The organism is Paenibacillus sp. DP01, from assembly GCF_044784315.1.
In the GTDB taxonomy this organism is placed as follows: domain Bacteria; phylum Bacillota; class Bacilli; order Paenibacillales; family Paenibacillaceae; genus Paenibacillus; species Paenibacillus polymyxa.
This window is the reverse complement of record NZ_CP173059.1, coordinates 3,334,616-3,349,140: the sequence shown is the minus strand read 5'-3', so window position 1 is coordinate 3,349,140 and position 14,525 is coordinate 3,334,616. Positions and strand designations below refer to the sequence as shown.

General features: G+C 47.5%; 14 protein-coding genes. All 14 read left to right on the top strand.

All coding sequences use genetic code 11. The annotated features are described in order from the left end of the window. The first annotated feature begins 22 nt into the window (after positions 1–22). The 14 genes from ACH59B_RS14700 to ACH59B_RS14635 all read left to right on the top strand — a co-directional run bounded on the left by ACH59B_RS14700 (position 23) and on the right by ACH59B_RS14635 (position 14,506). On the top strand, positions 23–823 hold the full coding sequence (locus ACH59B_RS14700) for a protein-glutamate O-methyltransferase CheR (RefSeq protein ID WP_013371673.1): 801 nt from the start codon (positions 23–25) through the stop codon (positions 821–823). Between the two features lie 232 nt (positions 824–1,055). Next, a complete protein-coding gene (gene aroC, locus ACH59B_RS14695; protein ID WP_019687864.1) occupies positions 1,056–2,225 on the top strand; it encodes a chorismate synthase in 1,170 nt (389 codons plus the stop codon). A gap of 1 nt (position 2,226) precedes the next feature. Then, positions 2,227–3,321, top strand: coding sequence for a 3-dehydroquinate synthase (gene aroB, locus ACH59B_RS14690; protein WP_117289641.1), 1,095 nt, complete (start codon positions 2,227–2,229; stop codon positions 3,319–3,321). Between the two features lie 2 nt (positions 3,322–3,323). Continuing rightward, positions 3,324–3,698 carry a chorismate mutase gene (gene aroH / locus ACH59B_RS14685; protein ID WP_016822205.1) on the top strand — a complete coding sequence of 125 codons (375 nt, stop codon included), beginning with the start codon at positions 3,324–3,326 and terminating at the stop codon, positions 3,696–3,698. A 384-nt stretch (positions 3,699–4,082) separates the two neighbouring features. Continuing rightward, positions 4,083–5,633, top strand: a complete 1,551-nt coding sequence (gene trpE / locus ACH59B_RS14680) for an anthranilate synthase component I (RefSeq protein ID WP_016822204.1) — start codon at positions 4,083–4,085, stop codon at positions 5,631–5,633. Positions 5,634–5,665: 32 nt separating this feature from the next. Then, complete coding sequence (gene trpD, locus ACH59B_RS14675) at positions 5,666–6,712, top strand: anthranilate phosphoribosyltransferase (protein WP_126666179.1); 1,047 nt, start codon at positions 5,666–5,668, stop codon at positions 6,710–6,712. Then, the gene (trpC, locus tag ACH59B_RS14670; protein ID WP_404301928.1) at positions 6,702–7,496 is read left to right on the top strand and encodes an indole-3-glycerol phosphate synthase TrpC; all 795 of its coding nucleotides are present in this window, start codon (positions 6,702–6,704) and stop codon (positions 7,494–7,496) included. Before trpD ends, trpC begins: the two co-directional genes overlap by 11 nt. After that, on the top strand, positions 7,493–8,179 hold the full coding sequence (locus ACH59B_RS14665) for a phosphoribosylanthranilate isomerase (protein WP_016822201.1): 687 nt from the start codon (positions 7,493–7,495) through the stop codon (positions 8,177–8,179). The genes trpC and ACH59B_RS14665 overlap by 4 nt, the downstream gene beginning before the upstream one ends. Continuing rightward, positions 8,176–9,372, top strand: a complete 1,197-nt coding sequence (gene trpB, locus ACH59B_RS14660) for a tryptophan synthase subunit beta (protein ID WP_016822200.1) — start codon at positions 8,176–8,178, stop codon at positions 9,370–9,372. The genes ACH59B_RS14665 and trpB overlap by 4 nt, the downstream gene beginning before the upstream one ends. Next, entirely contained in the window at positions 9,369–10,175 is an 807-nt protein-coding gene (trpA, locus tag ACH59B_RS14655; RefSeq protein ID WP_016822199.1) for a tryptophan synthase subunit alpha, read from the top strand. Before trpB ends, trpA begins: the two co-directional genes overlap by 4 nt. Before the next feature lie 57 nt (positions 10,176–10,232). Then, positions 10,233–11,336 carry a histidinol-phosphate transaminase gene (gene hisC / locus ACH59B_RS14650; RefSeq protein ID WP_017427553.1) on the top strand — a complete coding sequence of 368 codons (1,104 nt, stop codon included), beginning with the start codon at positions 10,233–10,235 and terminating at the stop codon, positions 11,334–11,336. A 26-nt stretch (positions 11,337–11,362) separates the two neighbouring features. After that, on the top strand, positions 11,363–12,451 hold the full coding sequence (locus ACH59B_RS14645; RefSeq protein WP_090890180.1) for a prephenate dehydrogenase: 1,089 nt from the start codon (positions 11,363–11,365) through the stop codon (positions 12,449–12,451). A gap of 835 nt (positions 12,452–13,286) precedes the next feature. Continuing rightward, entirely contained in the window at positions 13,287–13,883 is a 597-nt protein-coding gene (locus ACH59B_RS14640; protein WP_013310707.1) for an RNA polymerase sigma factor, read from the top strand. Further along, positions 13,880–14,506 carry a hypothetical protein gene (locus tag ACH59B_RS14635; RefSeq protein WP_013371659.1) on the top strand — a complete coding sequence of 209 codons (627 nt, stop codon included), beginning with the start codon at positions 13,880–13,882 and terminating at the stop codon, positions 14,504–14,506. The genes ACH59B_RS14640 and ACH59B_RS14635 overlap by 4 nt, the downstream gene beginning before the upstream one ends. The last annotated feature ends 19 nt before the right edge of the window (positions 14,507–14,525 follow it).

Here is a 14,525-nt window from a genome sequence, read left to right as displayed (position 1 = left end):
ACGTATGAAGAAGGATGGTAGCATGACGGATCTGGAACTGGGTCAGACGGACCCCGATTACACAGCGTTTATCCGCAAAATCAAGGACAGCACAGGTATTGATCTTGCACAATACAAAGAAGCACAGATGAAAAGGCGGTTAACGACGCTTCGCAACAAAAACGGGTTTCCCAGTTTTGTTTCTTTTTATGATGCCATGATGAAGGAAAAACCTCTATTCTATGAATTCTTGGATCGTATGACGATCAATGTTTCCGAGTTTTGGCGAAATCCCAATCGGTGGGAAGTGCTACGGGATATCATTTTGCCACAGCTGCTTGTAGGAAAGCAGAAGCTTAAGCTGTGGAGTGCGGCCTGCTCGACTGGTGAAGAGCCCTATAGCCTGGCTATGGTTCTCGACGGTAAAGGAATTTTAGGAAATTGCTCTATTACAGCTTCCGACATTGATGATGGTGCATTGGCTAAAGCCAAGGAAGGTAAATATTTGGAGCGTTCGCTCAAGGATGTGCCTGAGCAGGTAGCTAGCAAATATTTTAAACCAGATGGTGCCATGTATCGGATTGATGACCGTCTAAAACAGGCTGTGAAATTTCAAAAGCAAAACTTGCTGCTGGATCGGTTTGAGGATGGGTATGATCTCATTATCTGTCGAAATGTTATGATTTATTTTACAGAAGAGGCCAAACATGCGTTGTATCAAAAGTTTGCTGCCAGCCTTCGTCCCGGCGGTGTTTTATTTGTCGGCAGTACCGAGCAAATCTTTTCTCCTAACCAATATGGGCTGGAATCGACTGAAACCTTTTTTTATCGCAAAAAAGCATAAGCCTGTACATATCATCCATCGTTTCGTAGGAACTTATTTCTATTCTTAAGTAATGGATGGTTGGCTTATCAACAGTGCACGTCCTTTAGCTCTTCTGGCTGAGGGACGTGTTTTTTTGTTTATCTGCCTCAGACGTGGCTTTTCTTGTCAAAGAAAGGTGCGTATACTATAATGAAGCACAGTTAAAGATTTTAGCGATGCACAGTTTAACAGTTTAAAGGGGGAACGCGTCATGAGTTTACGTTATTTAACCGCGGGGGAAACGCATGGTCCCCAGCTAACTGCCATTGTAGAGGGTATGCCGAGTAATTTGAAATTGGATTTTGAAGAATTGAATTTTCAGTTGCACCGTCGTCAGAAAGGATATGGACGGGGGCGGCGTATGCAGATTGAAAAAGATACGGCGAAGATTGCTGGTGGCGTACGTCACGGATATACCACAGGTGCACCAATTGCACTAGTTGTGGAAAATAACGATTGGAAGCACTGGCAGAATATTATGAATATTGAGCCTATTGAAGGCAGTGATGAAGAAAAGCGTCGGGTTCATCGGCCGCGTCCGGGTCATGCGGATTTGAATGGCGGAATGAAATACAACCTGAAGGATCTTCGTAACGTGTTGGAACGCTCCAGTGCACGGGAAACAGCAATTCGTGTGGCATGTGGCGGGTTGGCTCGTCAATTGCTGGCTGAGTTCGGGATCAAGGTGGCAGGTCAGGTCATCCGCATTGGTGAAATCGAAGCTCCTTATCGCGATTTGCCGATTGATGAACTGATTGCCGTAACAGAAGCTTCTTCGGTAAGAGTAACCGATCCAGAAACGGAGAAGAAAATGGAAGCCTACATTGACCTGATCAAGCAAGAAGGTGACTCCGTCGGTGGTGTAGTGGAATGTATCGTGGAAGGTGTTCCGATTGGTCTGGGCAGTCATGTACAGTATGATCGGAAGTTGGATGCACGTATCGCACAAGGCGTCATGTCGATCAATGCATTTAAAGGTGTGGAAATCGGCATTGGGTTTGAAGCAGGAGAATTGCGCGGTTCACAGGTGCATGACGAGATTTTATATGATGAGGAACGTGGATATCACCGTCGTACGAATCGTTTGGGTGGTTTTGAGGGTGGCATGACCAACGGAATGCCAGTGGTGGTTCGTGGCGTTATGAAGCCAATTCCCACACTTTATAAGCCGCTGCAAAGCGTCGACATTGATACGAAAGAAGCGTTCACTGCACAGGTTGAGCGTTCGGATGCATGTGCGGTACCAGCGGCAAGCGTAGTCATGGAGCATGTGGTAGCTTGGGAGATAGCCAAAGCTTTACTAGAGAAATTCGGCGGGGATTCAATTGAAGAAATCCGCGCGAATATTGCATCCTATGAACAACAACTGGAGCAATACTAAGATGAGTACGCTGACGGTACAGCTTGGCGAACGTTCTTATCCTATTCTTATCGGACGTGGGTTGCTGCATCAAGCCGGAGAGTCGTTGAAGGAACGAGGAATTGCACAAAAAAGCCCATTATTGATTGTTTCAGACGAAAATGTAGCGGGATTCTACTTGGCAACATTGGAAAGCAATCTTCAAGAGGCGGGGTACAAAACGGTATCATTTGTCGTTAAGCCAGGTGAAACATCCAAGTCGCTTGCTGTATTTGAGCGGGGTATAACAGCAGCCATTGAGGGCGGTTTGGATCGCAATTCAGCTGTTATCGCTCTTGGTGGTGGTGTGGTGGGTGATTTGGCTGGATTTGTGGCGGCATCTTTTATGAGAGGCATCAAGTTCGTACAGGTTCCAACTACTATCCTTGCCCATGACAGCAGCGTGGGTGGTAAGGTCGGCATCAATCATCCTTTGGCGAAAAATATGATAGGAGCCTTTCATCAACCGGAACTCGTACTGTATGACGTAGATACGTTGTCAACATTACCTCCTCGCGAGGTATCTGCAGGGCTTGCTGAAATGATCAAGCATGGCTTGATCTGGGATGCTGATTTTGCTCAGTGGTGCCGTGAACATTCGACGGATTTGCTCGGACTGGATGCGACGGCACTGGAGTACGGGCTGGAGAAGGGATGCTCCATTAAAGCCGAAATTGTGTCGCGTGATGAACGAGAAAATGATTTGCGCGCTATTTTAAACTTAGGCCATACGATTGGGCATGCGATTGAAGCGATTGCGGGATATGGTGAGTTTTTACACGGGGAAGCCATTTCTATTGGTATGGTTGGCTCGGCACTACTGGGTGTGAAGCTGGGGGCTGATCCTTCTTTGGTAAACGAAACGAAGGATATGCTGTCATCGCTGCGCTTACCGACTTCTCTTCCGTCACATCTCGATACAGATCAACTGCTCGAAGCGATGATGCATGACAAAAAATTCAAAGAAGGCAGTATTACTTTCGTTGTCCCACGCAGTATTGGGCGTGTGGAGGTTGTGAAGGATATTTCCGTCTCTTACATCCGGGAAGTCATTGAACAGTTAAAAGAGGAGGCGTAACGATGTACAATCGTGGAATTCGTGGCGCGACGACCGTGACGAATAATGAAGCAAACGAAATTTTGGAAGCAACAAGCCAACTACTGGAGGAAATCGTATCCTACAATGAAATTCAGCCGGAGGATATTAGTAATGTATGGATAACGGTGACCCATGACCTGGATGCTGCCTTTCCAGCCATGGCCATCCGTCAGCTTGACGGCTGGGACATGGTTCCGCTCATGTGTGCATTAGAAATTCCTGTAGCTGGTAGCTTGCCCAAGTGCATCCGTTTGATGGTACAGGTGAATACCGATAAATCTCAGCGTGAAATGAAACATGTATATTTGAACGGAGCACAGATGTTAAGACCAGATCTGGCTTCCCAAGGGAAATAATCGTCCATTTTTTAAGTTGATGGTTGCCAAAGTAACATTCCATGAGATATAGTGTGTGTAGCAGAGTTGAGTAGAGTAGAGTTAGCCAGAGCAGAGTTGAGATGAGAAGAGTGTAGTCTAGCCAATTCCATATGAGATTACAGAGACCAGCGGTAGCGGGTAAGCTTTTGTCCGTGAAGAGACCTTCTTCATAAAGAGAAGCTTATTTGAGGTAACCTGCGCGGTTATGCAAAAGGGATAAGTGTATGCTTTTCTATTTGCTGTGATCATTTTACATATGGAGCATTCTTATAATTTCAATAACTGACAGCCTCTACCTTACGGGTAGAGGCTTTTTTATTCTCTCCATTGGGTTCTGCGCCAATTTGGAAAGGAAGTGATCTCATGTTAACGCCGCATGTGGAGCAAGTGATAGCGATGGCGAATGAATTTAACCTGATTCCTGTGTACAAAAAAGTGCTGGCTGATATGGAGACGCCGATTCGGATTTTCCGTCGGTATGCTGAGCGGGACCGTGCCTTTCTGCTGGAGAGTGTAGAGGGAGGCGAGCAGTGGGCGCGACATTCCTTCATCGGAACAGACCCATTTCTGATGGTCTCAGGTAAAAAAGGTCGATTGATTTTGGAACAACACGGTAAACGGCAAATATTAAGTGACAAGCCGATTGAAGCGCTCAAAGCATTACTTCGTAAATACCGTAGTCCGAAACTGAAAGACATGCCTCCATTTACAGGCGGGGCTATCGGATTTTTTGGATATGACCTGCTTCAATACTACGAAAAGCTGCCAGAGCACTCGGTAGATGATTTGAATATGGATGATATTCGTTTTATGTTTTGCGATCAAGTCATTGTCTTTGATCATGTGAAACAGCAAATTTTGCTGGTTGGCAATGTTCATATAGGTGAAGGGTTCCGCGAGGAGGACATTCGTGCTGCTTATGCAGATGTGGAACGCAAGTTGGAGAACACGGCGCAGTATCTGCGCAAGCAGTCCCCACCAGAGCGATTAGGCTCTGCCTCCATTCCTGATGATGTGGAACTGGGTGAGATCCAATCCAATGTGACAAAGGAACAATTTATATCAAACGTGGAGCAGGCAAAGGAGTATATCCGCTCCGGTGATATTTTTCAGGTTGTACTGTCCCAGCGTTTTCACATCGATACAGAGGCCTCTCCACTACAGGTATACCGCGTGCTGCGCACGATGAACCCGTCGCCATATATGTATTATCTGAAAATGGATGACGAGATCATCGTAGGCACTTCGCCGGAGGCACTCGTCAAGGTGGAAAACGGCCGTGTAGAGACCCGACCGATTGCAGGAACGAGACCGCGTGGCGTAACGGAAACCGAAGATGCGGCGCTTGCTGAAGAATTGTTGAAGGATGAAAAAGAACGTGCAGAGCATCTGATGTTGGTAGATCTGGGAAGAAATGATCTGGGACGTGTATCCCAGTTTGGCACCGTAAAATGCGATACATTCATGGAGATTGAACGCTATTCCCACGTGATGCACATTGTATCGAATGTGTCGGGCGAACTGCGTGAGGACAAAGATTTCTTCGATGCTTTCCTGTCTTGCCTGCCGGCCGGCACCGTATCCGGAGCTCCAAAGCTACGGGCGATGGAGATTATTGCTGAGCTGGAGCGGGAAGCACGCGGAACCTATGCAGGAGCAATTGGATATTTGGGCTTCTCAGGCAATATGGATGCTTGCATTACGATTCGCACAATTGTGTTTAAAAAGAACCGGGCCTATGTCCAGGCAGGGGCTGGAATTGTGTGGGACTCGGTACCGGAAAGCGAGTATCAGGAGACGGTGAACAAAGCAAAGGCACTGCTCAAAGCAATCCGCACGGCGGAAGCGATGTTTCCAGCAACGACACAGCCTTACAACAGCGTCATCAACCAAGATTATTTGTACACTCCGTAACACAAAAATCTGATTCTGAGGAGGAGACGACAATGGAACGACATGACATGATACAAGTAGGGTTAAGCCGGATCATTGAAGGACAGCATCTTTCGCGTACGGAGGCCCGTAGCGTGATGGAACAGATTATGAGTGGGAGTGCTACACAGGCGCAAATCGGCGGGCTCCTGACGGCTCTTCGCCTCAAGGGAGAGACGGTAGATGAAATCACCGGTTTTGCCGAAGCAATGCGCAATTACGCTAGTCCAGTGCAAGCTGGGGAGGGGAACAGTCGTCTACTGGATACATGCGGCACCGGGGGTTCGGGTATTCACAAGTTTAATATTTCCACCATTTCCGCTATTATCGCGGCTTCGGTTTCTGTACGGGTAGCCAAGCACGGCAACCGCTCTGCAAGTGGCCGTGCCGGGAGCGCTGATGTCCTGGAGGCACTCGGAGTCAACATTCATTTGACAAGTGATCAGGCTCGCTCGTGTCTGGACCGCATCGGGATCTGCTTTTTATTCGCACAGCTGTATCATCCGTCTATGAAGCATGCCGCAGCACCGCGCCGCGAGCTAGGTGTGCGGACGGTATTCAATATGCTCGGTCCATTGACGAATCCGGCTGGTGCGGATCGGCAGTTGCTGGGTATTTATGATGCTGGCAAAACGGAAGTGATTGCCGAGGTATTGAACCAGCTTGGCTCCAAACGAGCCATGGTCGTCAGCAGTTTGGATGGGCTAGATGAAATTAGTATTTCGGCCGCCACACGAGTATCCGAGCTCAAGGACGGCAAGGTTCACACGTTCGAGCTTCATCCGTCCGATCTGGGCTTGCAGACACATTCTCTCGATCAGGTGTTGGGCGGCGATGCACAGGTTAACGCAGAGATCATACGGCGAATTTTGAACGGAGAGCATGGAGCTTATCGTGATGTTGTGCTAGCGAATGCAGGAGCGTGTATTTATGTCTCAGGCGCAGCAGCTACCTTAACAGACGGAGTAGCGCGAGCGGCAGAAGCCATCGACTCTGGATTGGCTCTTTCCAAGCTGGATCAATTAATACAGGCAACGGGGGAATATCAATATGTATCTTGATAAAATTGTGGTGACGAAGCGACAAGAAGTGGAGCAGCTTAAGCAGCATTTTGAGATTAATAAAGCCGAACGCTTAATTGCAGATTTACCTGTGACGAGAGGATTTGAAAATGCGATCGCTAGCGGACGCAACCGTCCGCTCGGGCTGATTGCTGAAGTAAAGAAGGCTTCTCCGTCCAAAGGGTTGATTCGACCCAATTTCCATCCGGTGGATATTGCGCGTGCATATGAGGGAGCAGGAGCCGATTGCATTTCTGTACTGACAGATATTACGTATTTTCAGGGGAGTCCTGAATATTTACAGCAAATTCGCGATCAAGTGAAAATTCCGCTGCTGCGAAAAGATTTTATCATTGATGAACGGCAAATCTATGAAGCTCGTCTATTGGGAGCGGATGCGGTACTGTTGATTGCCGCGATATTGGAACCCCATGTTTTAGGGTCATTCTTGCAAATCGCCAAGGATCTTGGGCTGGATGCGTTGGTAGAGGTGCATGACAGTGAGGAACTTAAAGCAGTGCTGGATCTGGGTACAGCGACCTTAGTTGGTGTGAACAATCGCAATCTTCGGACATTTGAGACCCGTCTCCAGACGACAGAGGAGCTGATCTCACTGATCCCAAAAGGGGTTACATTCATCAGCGAAAGCGGCATTGCAGGACCGGAAGATGTTAAGTATCTGCATTCGGTAGGTGCGCACGGCATTCTTGTAGGGGAGCATCTGATGCGTAAGGAAGATGTAGGACAGGCTGTAGTCGAATTGATGGACGGGGTTAAAGCATGAACAAAACGGGCGTAAAAATTTGTGGACTTCAAAGCGTTGAAGTGCTAAAATCTATGGTAAACTTACCGGTCGATTATATAGGTTTTGTGTTTGCTGACAGCAAGCGCCGGATTGACGGCGCACATGCTGGAGAGTTGCTTCGCGTATTGGATGAATGGGCCTCGGGCAGCAGACCGCGCAGCGTGGGCGTATTTGTGAACCCTGACGATGCACTGTTAAACGATGTGATGGAGAAAGCACCATTGGATGTCATTCAGTTGCATGGACAGGAGAGTCCGCAGCGTTGCCGGGAGCTTAAGGAACATTTCGGCATACAGGTATTCAAGGCTTGGTCTGTGCACAATCAAGAGCAGACGGTGAAGGGCCAGGCAGAACGCCGGGCGGACGAACTGGAGGCCTACGTTGGGACGATTGATGCTTTACTGCTGGATACCTATGATCCCCTGTATGGTGGCGGTTCTGGAAAAACGTTTGCGTGGGATCGAATTCCCGCCTATCAGGCTTGGACTCATCAACACGGAATCCCTCTGTTTGTAGCTGGGGGGCTGACTGCCGATAACGCAGAAAAACTGATTAGCGAGTATCATCCCGACGGGCTGGATGTTTCCAGCGGTGTAGAGACGAACGGAGTCAAGGACATTGCAAAAATCACAGCATTCGTAGAAAGGGTGAAGCAGGCATGACACAATTACCTGATAACAACGGACGTTTTGGAACATTTGGCGGACGTTTTGTACCGGAAACGTTGATGAACGCACTGATTGAATTGGAGGAATCCTACCGAAAATACGCGGATGATCCTGAATTTAAGGCAGAGTTGAACGGACTCCTGAAAGACTATTCGGGTCGGGAAACGCCGCTTTATCATGCGGAGCGTCTGAGTCAACATCTGGGCGGGGCTAAAATTTACTTGAAGCGCGAGGATTTAAACCATACTGGCGCCCACAAAATTAATAATGCATTGGCTCAGGGATTGCTGGCGAAGCGTATGGGAAAACAGAAGGTCATTGCCGAAACAGGTGCAGGACAGCATGGTGTCGCAACGGCTACCGTAGCTGCATTGCTCGGATTGGAATGCAAAGTGTTTATGGGCGAAGAGGATACGGTTCGCCAGCAGTTGAACGTATTTCGGATGCAGCTTTTGGGTGCGGAAGTGATTCCGGTGACATCGGGTACACGTACACTTAAGGATGCCGGGAATGAAGCTTTACGTTATTGGGTGAGCCATGTTCATGACACGTTCTATATTTTGGGTTCGGCTGTCGGTCCGCATCCGTATCCGATGATGGTGCGGGATTTCCAGCGTGTGATAGGCGATGAAACACGCCGTCAGATCTTGGAGAAGGAAGGCAGACTTCCGGATGTTGTTGTGGCAGCGATCGGTGGCGGAAGCAATGCTATCGGTATGTTTTATCCTTTCATAGAGGATCAAGGTGTTGCTTTGATTGGCGTGGAGGCTGCTGGTAAAGGCGTCGAGACGGAATTCCATGCAGCTACCATGAGCAAGGGGACGCAAGGAGTCTTCCAAGGCTCTATGAGTTATCTGCTTCAGGATGAGTACGGACAAGTGCAACCTGCGCATTCCATCTCGGCTGGACTGGATTATCCAGGTGTTGGACCGGAGCATTCATACCTAAAAGATATTGAGCGGGCCCAATATGTCCCGATTACTGATCAGGAAGCGCTGGATGCACTTCAGCTCCTTTGCCGTACCGAAGGAATACTGCCTGCATTAGAGTCGGCACATGCCGTTGCACAGGTCGCCAAGCTGGCACCTACGTTGACTTCAGATGATATTATCGTTATTTGTTTGTCTGGGCGTGGGGATAAAGATGTGGACTCCATTATCAAGTATTTAGGGGGAAATCCGTCATGAACTTAATTGATCAGGCGTTTGAACGCCTTAAACATGAAGGCAAAACGGCATTAATTCCTTTTCTGACGGTAGGCGACCCGGATGTGGATACCACGATAGAGATCATTCGGCAGTTAGAGTCAGCCGGAGCCGATATATTGGAACTAGGCGTACCTTATTCGGACCCGTTGGCTGACGGCCCTGTGATTCAGCGTGCGTCTGAACGTGCACTGAAACGGCAAATTTCAATCCGCACCTGTATGGAGACAGCGTCTCTGGCTAGGGCGGCAGGTTCAAGCCTGCCTTTTATTCTGTTCACGTATTATAATCCTGTATTGCAAATGGGGATGGATGCTTTCTTTGCAGGCTTGCAGGAGCACGGTATCAGTGGTCTGATTATTCCGGATCTTCCGCTTGAAGAAGCAGAGGAGCTGGGAGGACGGGCAGCAGAGGTAGGTGTGCATCTGATTCCGCTGGTAGCCCCAACGTCTGAACAACGGATCGAACGAATTGCCCGTCAGGCCCGAGGATTTGTGTACTGTGTATCTTCGCTGGGTGTAACCGGAGAAAGAGCTTCTTTTTTTGAAGGTATAGAGGGCTTTATCGCGCAGGTCAAACGGCATACGGATGTTCCGGTGGCGATAGGCTTTGGTATTTCAAATCGTGAGCAGGTTGTCCGGTTTTCAGACATTTGCGATGGAGTTGTGGTTGGCAGTGCCATTGTGCGACAGGTGGAGGAAGCCATTCCATTGCTGGAGGATTCTGCACGCAGAGAAGAAGGGCTTTTGCAAATTCGCGATTTTGTGGCACAATTAAAGCAGTAATGGGTGTCAAATATAAAATATTTAATTTAGTTCTGATTGGATAGAGGAGGAAGGGGCATGCAGCCTAAACCGCATATTGTACATTTGCCAGTATATCAGCCCGGTAAACCGATTGAGGATGTGAAACGTGAGCTGGGACTCGATGAAGTAATCAAGCTCGCCTCAAACGAGAATCCGTATGGCAGCTCTCCCAAAGTGTTGCAGGCCATTCAGCAGGAGTTTGCTAACATCAGTGTATATCCTGACGGAAGTGCAGTTGCTCTGACACAGGCACTAGCTAAACGGACGGGATTAAAAGAAGAACAATTTATCTATGGCTGTGGCTCTGACGAAATTATTGCGTTGATTACGCGTGCATTCCTCCTTCCAGGGGAAGAAAGCATCATGGCTGATCAGACATTTTCCGTCTATAAAAGTAACGTGGAAATTGAGGGAGCAGTTGCAGTTGAGGTGCCTTTGCGTGACGGTGTACATGATTTGGATGCCATGCTGTCTCATATCAATGACCGTACAAAAATTATTTGGATCTGTAATCCAAATAATCCGACGGGAACGATTGTACCCGAAGCTGAGCTGATTGCGTTTCTGAACCAAGTGCCAAAGCATATCATGGTGGTGCTGGATGAAGCCTACGCTGAGTTTGTAATAGATCGTTCGTATCCAGACGGCATTCGCTTGTTGTCAGCTTATGAAAATTTGGTTGTACTGCGTACCTTCTCCAAAATCTATGGTCTGGCTTCGCTACGTATCGGATATGGTATGGGAGCCGAGGCAACCATTCGCTTGATCAATCAGGTTCGTGAGCCATTTAATACTTCACGGGTAGCACAGGCTGCGGCCATTGCTGCCTTGGAAGATCAGGAATTTGTTCAGGAATGTCGGGATCGTAATGCAGAGGGTAGAGCTTATTTGCAAAATGAGCTGAAGCGTTTGGGGCTGGAGTCTTTCCCGGCACATGGTAATTTTATTATGCTGGACGTACGTCGTCCATCCGGTGAGGTATTTCAGGAGTTGCTTCGTAAAGGTGTGATTATTCGCGCAGGTCATCACAAATATCCGACATATATTAGGGTGTCGGTTGGATCACAGCCGCAAAATGAGTTGTTTATTCGTGCGCTGGAACAGGTCCTGGGGGCGGAAGCGGCGAAAGTACGCCTATAATTTCCGCAGATGGGATTTGATAATAGATGAAGATTGCCATTTTCGGCGTGGGACTGATTGGCGGGTCCCTCGCACTTTGTTTTAGAGGGAAGCCGGATATTACTGTGGTCGGTCATGCTCATCTTCCTGAACTGATAGAACCGATGCTAAGCCGTGGTGTCGTGGACACCGCGACTCTTTCGGTTGAAGAGGCGGTCAAGGATGCCGATTTTATTTTTTTATGCGTTCCGGTTGGTTTACTGGAGCATTATCTCGAATTGTTAAGCAAGTTACCGCTTAAAGCGGGGTGTATTATTACCGACGTAGGTAGCACGAAATCGGCGATTGCCAAAAAGGCATCAGAAATATCTTTGCACAATGCTTACTTTATCGGGGGTCATCCGATGGCTGGCTCGGAGCGTTCCGGTGTCAGGGCCGCTTCTGCGTTGTTGTTTGAAAATGCATATTATGTGCTTTCCCCTGCAGAGGGTGTGCCTGAGGAAGCTTACAGTTCGCTGGAGCGTTTGTTGAAATATACCGGTGCTCATGTTGTGCGTGTCCAACCTGATATGCATGACGATATTGTCGGTGCGATTAGCCATCTTCCACATATTATTGCAGCAGCGCTGGTGAATCAGGTACGAAAGCACAATGATGAAAATCCGTTGTACCGTACATTGGCTGCTGGTGGGTTTCGTGATATTACACGGATAGCCTCTAGTGATCCGGTTGTGTGGCGGGACATTTTGCTGAGTAATCGTGATGTTTTACTGGGCCTGTTAGAAGAATGGAATGGGCAGATTGAGCGTTTTACTCATTTGCTGAGAACACAAGACGGAGAGGGAATTGCTGACGAATTTTTGACAGCAGGGCATTTCCGTAGTGAACTGCCAGAGCGTCGTAAAGGAGTTATTGTCTCTACGTTTGATCTGTATATTGATGTACCGGACACCCCAGGGATTATCGGAAGAATTGCAATGGAACTAGGAAATCACAGCATTAATCTGAGCAATATGCGAATCATTGAAAGTCGGGAGGATGTTCCTGGCATCATGAGGCTTTCCTTCCGTCAAGAGCAGGACTGGGAGCGTGCCAAAACCTTACTGGATTCGATGGGTTATAAAGTGGTTGTATAGAAGGAAAGTATGAGTGTTCAATAAGGAGGTAGACCGCTCCGCGATTCATTTGATCTTACGATCGCTGTTGCCTGCAGATTTTCTGAATATATGTACAAAGGGGAAAATCCGCAGGCAAAGGCGAACGCTGCGCTTCTCCAGATTCAAATGAATCGCTCCGCTACGGACCGTCTTAAAAGCATCATACTTTCTGGAGTGAAGTAGTAAGAAAAGATTTAAAGCGGGCGAAGGTTCTCTTCCCGCTTTTTTGTTATTTGAAGAGCCGATGGAATAGTCCTTTACTACTTATTAATAAAGAAAAAAAAGACCACCCGGGTAAAGCCCCGGGTGGTAGCTACTTTTAGTAAAGTAGCTGAGTAGGATAGGAGTGGAGAGAAACCATACTGTACTTTTATTATATGTATACGTTTTCATTTTGTCAATATTTTTTTTAAAGCGTTTTCTTTTTGTTTAATTATCCTTATTGGTGCTCTAAATGAAACACTTTGATTGGATTTGTCATTTATCTTGAATAAACTTAAAATCCATTGAAAAGCGGTTTAAATGAATTAGCTGCCAGCGTTAGGGAGCCTTTGTTGGAAATCGTGGGGATTTTGGACTTTTTTACTGGCGGCCATTTTGTGGTACAATGGGTAAGTCCATTTTGGATATTGAATATTGTTGGGGATAGCACCGTTAATGTTGGCACTACATAGGGTAAGAAAATAACAAATGTTCCATGATGCTGTTTCATCCATTTGCGCAGAGGGCGCAACTTTTTTTGGCCTGTTCGGTATATATAGACAGAATCGGACGGGAAAACAGCACATGTATGGGCGAGGAGGGTCTCACTCGGATGATGACAGATTCCCAGATGATTCAGGAAATCAAACAAGGTAATGTTGAGGTTTATTCAGAATTAATGAGGCGGCACCAACGTAAAATTTTAGCTTTTGTTTATCATATGCTGAAAAGTTCGAACCTGGAAATGATTGCTGAGGACTTATGCTCGGAGACGTTTTATAAAGCGTATCGGAGCCTGCATTCTTTTCGCGAGGTAGATGCATCGTTCTCCACTTGGCTATATACAATTGCACGCAATACGGTGCTAAGTGAGCTTCGCAAGCACCGTAGTGGTCAGGTTCCATTGGAAGAGAGCGGTTATGTACCGGTAGCTCCATCGGATGTAATTCCGGAGCAGGCTGTTCTTCGCGGTGAGAAGGTAGAGATGGTTCGTGAAGCAATCAACAGATTGCCTGAGAAGCAGCGATCTGCGCTGATTTTGCGTGAATATGAGCAATTAGATTATCAGGAGATTGCGACTATTTTAGGACAGACGGTCAGTGCGGTGAAGTCATTGCTTTTCCGGGCAAGAACCAGTGTGAAGACGCAGTTGGAGCCTTATTTTTTTGAGCCTCTCTATGAGGAAAACGAAGGGATGAGCAGCCAATGAAATCCAGGGACGCTGAGGATTTGTTCGCTACAGGCAAAAATGTATCGAAACAAGACTCGGAGCGCAGACGGGCCAAAAGCTCGTCTGCCGGGTGGGAGCATGGTTCGGAAGAGAATGATTGGAATTTGTCAAAAGAAAGTCGATCGGCTATTCGTGATATTTCCTTTGAAATAACAGATGATAAGCTAGAGGCAATGAATCGTAGAGTCATGGATCGAATTTATGAAGAATCACCGTGGCTTGTTCCGGGCGAGCATCGACGTGCGCGTGTGAACCCAGCAGCCCGTAAGTATATGTCTGTATGGATCGCCGGCTTCTTGGCCGTATTTTTGTGCAGCTTTTTGTTTTTGAACTGGAATGGAAGCTCCTCTCAGGAAAATCCCCCCCAAGCGGCTCCTGTCATGGACACGGGTATTTTACCGACAGGCCTGCTGGAAACTACAAGTACATCTCCACAGTATCAATACCACATTAAAGATGTGAATAGTGGCATTATGGATCCGCTGGTTGCAAGCATTGTTCCTACTTACCCGCAATACTGGATGTTGTTGTCTGTATTGGCACTTGCGCTTGCTTTATTTTCTCTGGGCTGGATCCATCGGACGAGAAGAGTTAGAAATTAGCTGGCAGATGGGCTCCATA

Coding starts and splice junctions, on each gene's coding strand:
- ACH59B_RS14665 (WP_016822201.1), top strand. CDS start 7,493: ATGAACAAAACGGGCGTAAAAATTTGTGGACTTCAAAGCGTTGAAGTG.
- trpA (WP_016822199.1), top strand. CDS start 9,369: ATGAACTTAATTGATCAGGCGTTTGAACGCCTTAAACATGAAGGCAAA.
- trpB (WP_016822200.1), top strand. CDS start 8,176: ATGACACAATTACCTGATAACAACGGACGTTTTGGAACATTTGGCGGA.
- trpD (WP_126666179.1), top strand. CDS start 5,666: ATGGAACGACATGACATGATACAAGTAGGGTTAAGCCGGATCATTGAA.
- hisC (WP_017427553.1), top strand. CDS start 10,233: ATGCAGCCTAAACCGCATATTGTACATTTGCCAGTATATCAGCCCGGT.
- aroB (WP_117289641.1), top strand. CDS start 2,227: ATGAGTACGCTGACGGTACAGCTTGGCGAACGTTCTTATCCTATTCTT.
- ACH59B_RS14700 (WP_013371673.1), top strand. CDS start 23: ATGACGGATCTGGAACTGGGTCAGACGGACCCCGATTACACAGCGTTT.
- aroH (WP_016822205.1), top strand. CDS start 3,324: ATGTACAATCGTGGAATTCGTGGCGCGACGACCGTGACGAATAATGAA.
- aroC (WP_019687864.1), top strand. CDS start 1,056: ATGAGTTTACGTTATTTAACCGCGGGGGAAACGCATGGTCCCCAGCTA.
- ACH59B_RS14640 (WP_013310707.1), top strand. CDS start 13,287: ATGATGACAGATTCCCAGATGATTCAGGAAATCAAACAAGGTAATGTT.
- trpC (WP_404301928.1), top strand. CDS start 6,702: ATGTATCTTGATAAAATTGTGGTGACGAAGCGACAAGAAGTGGAGCAG.
- ACH59B_RS14645 (WP_090890180.1), top strand. CDS start 11,363: ATGAAGATTGCCATTTTCGGCGTGGGACTGATTGGCGGGTCCCTCGCA.
- ACH59B_RS14635 (WP_013371659.1), top strand. CDS start 13,880: ATGAAATCCAGGGACGCTGAGGATTTGTTCGCTACAGGCAAAAATGTA.
- trpE (WP_016822204.1), top strand. CDS start 4,083: ATGTTAACGCCGCATGTGGAGCAAGTGATAGCGATGGCGAATGAATTT.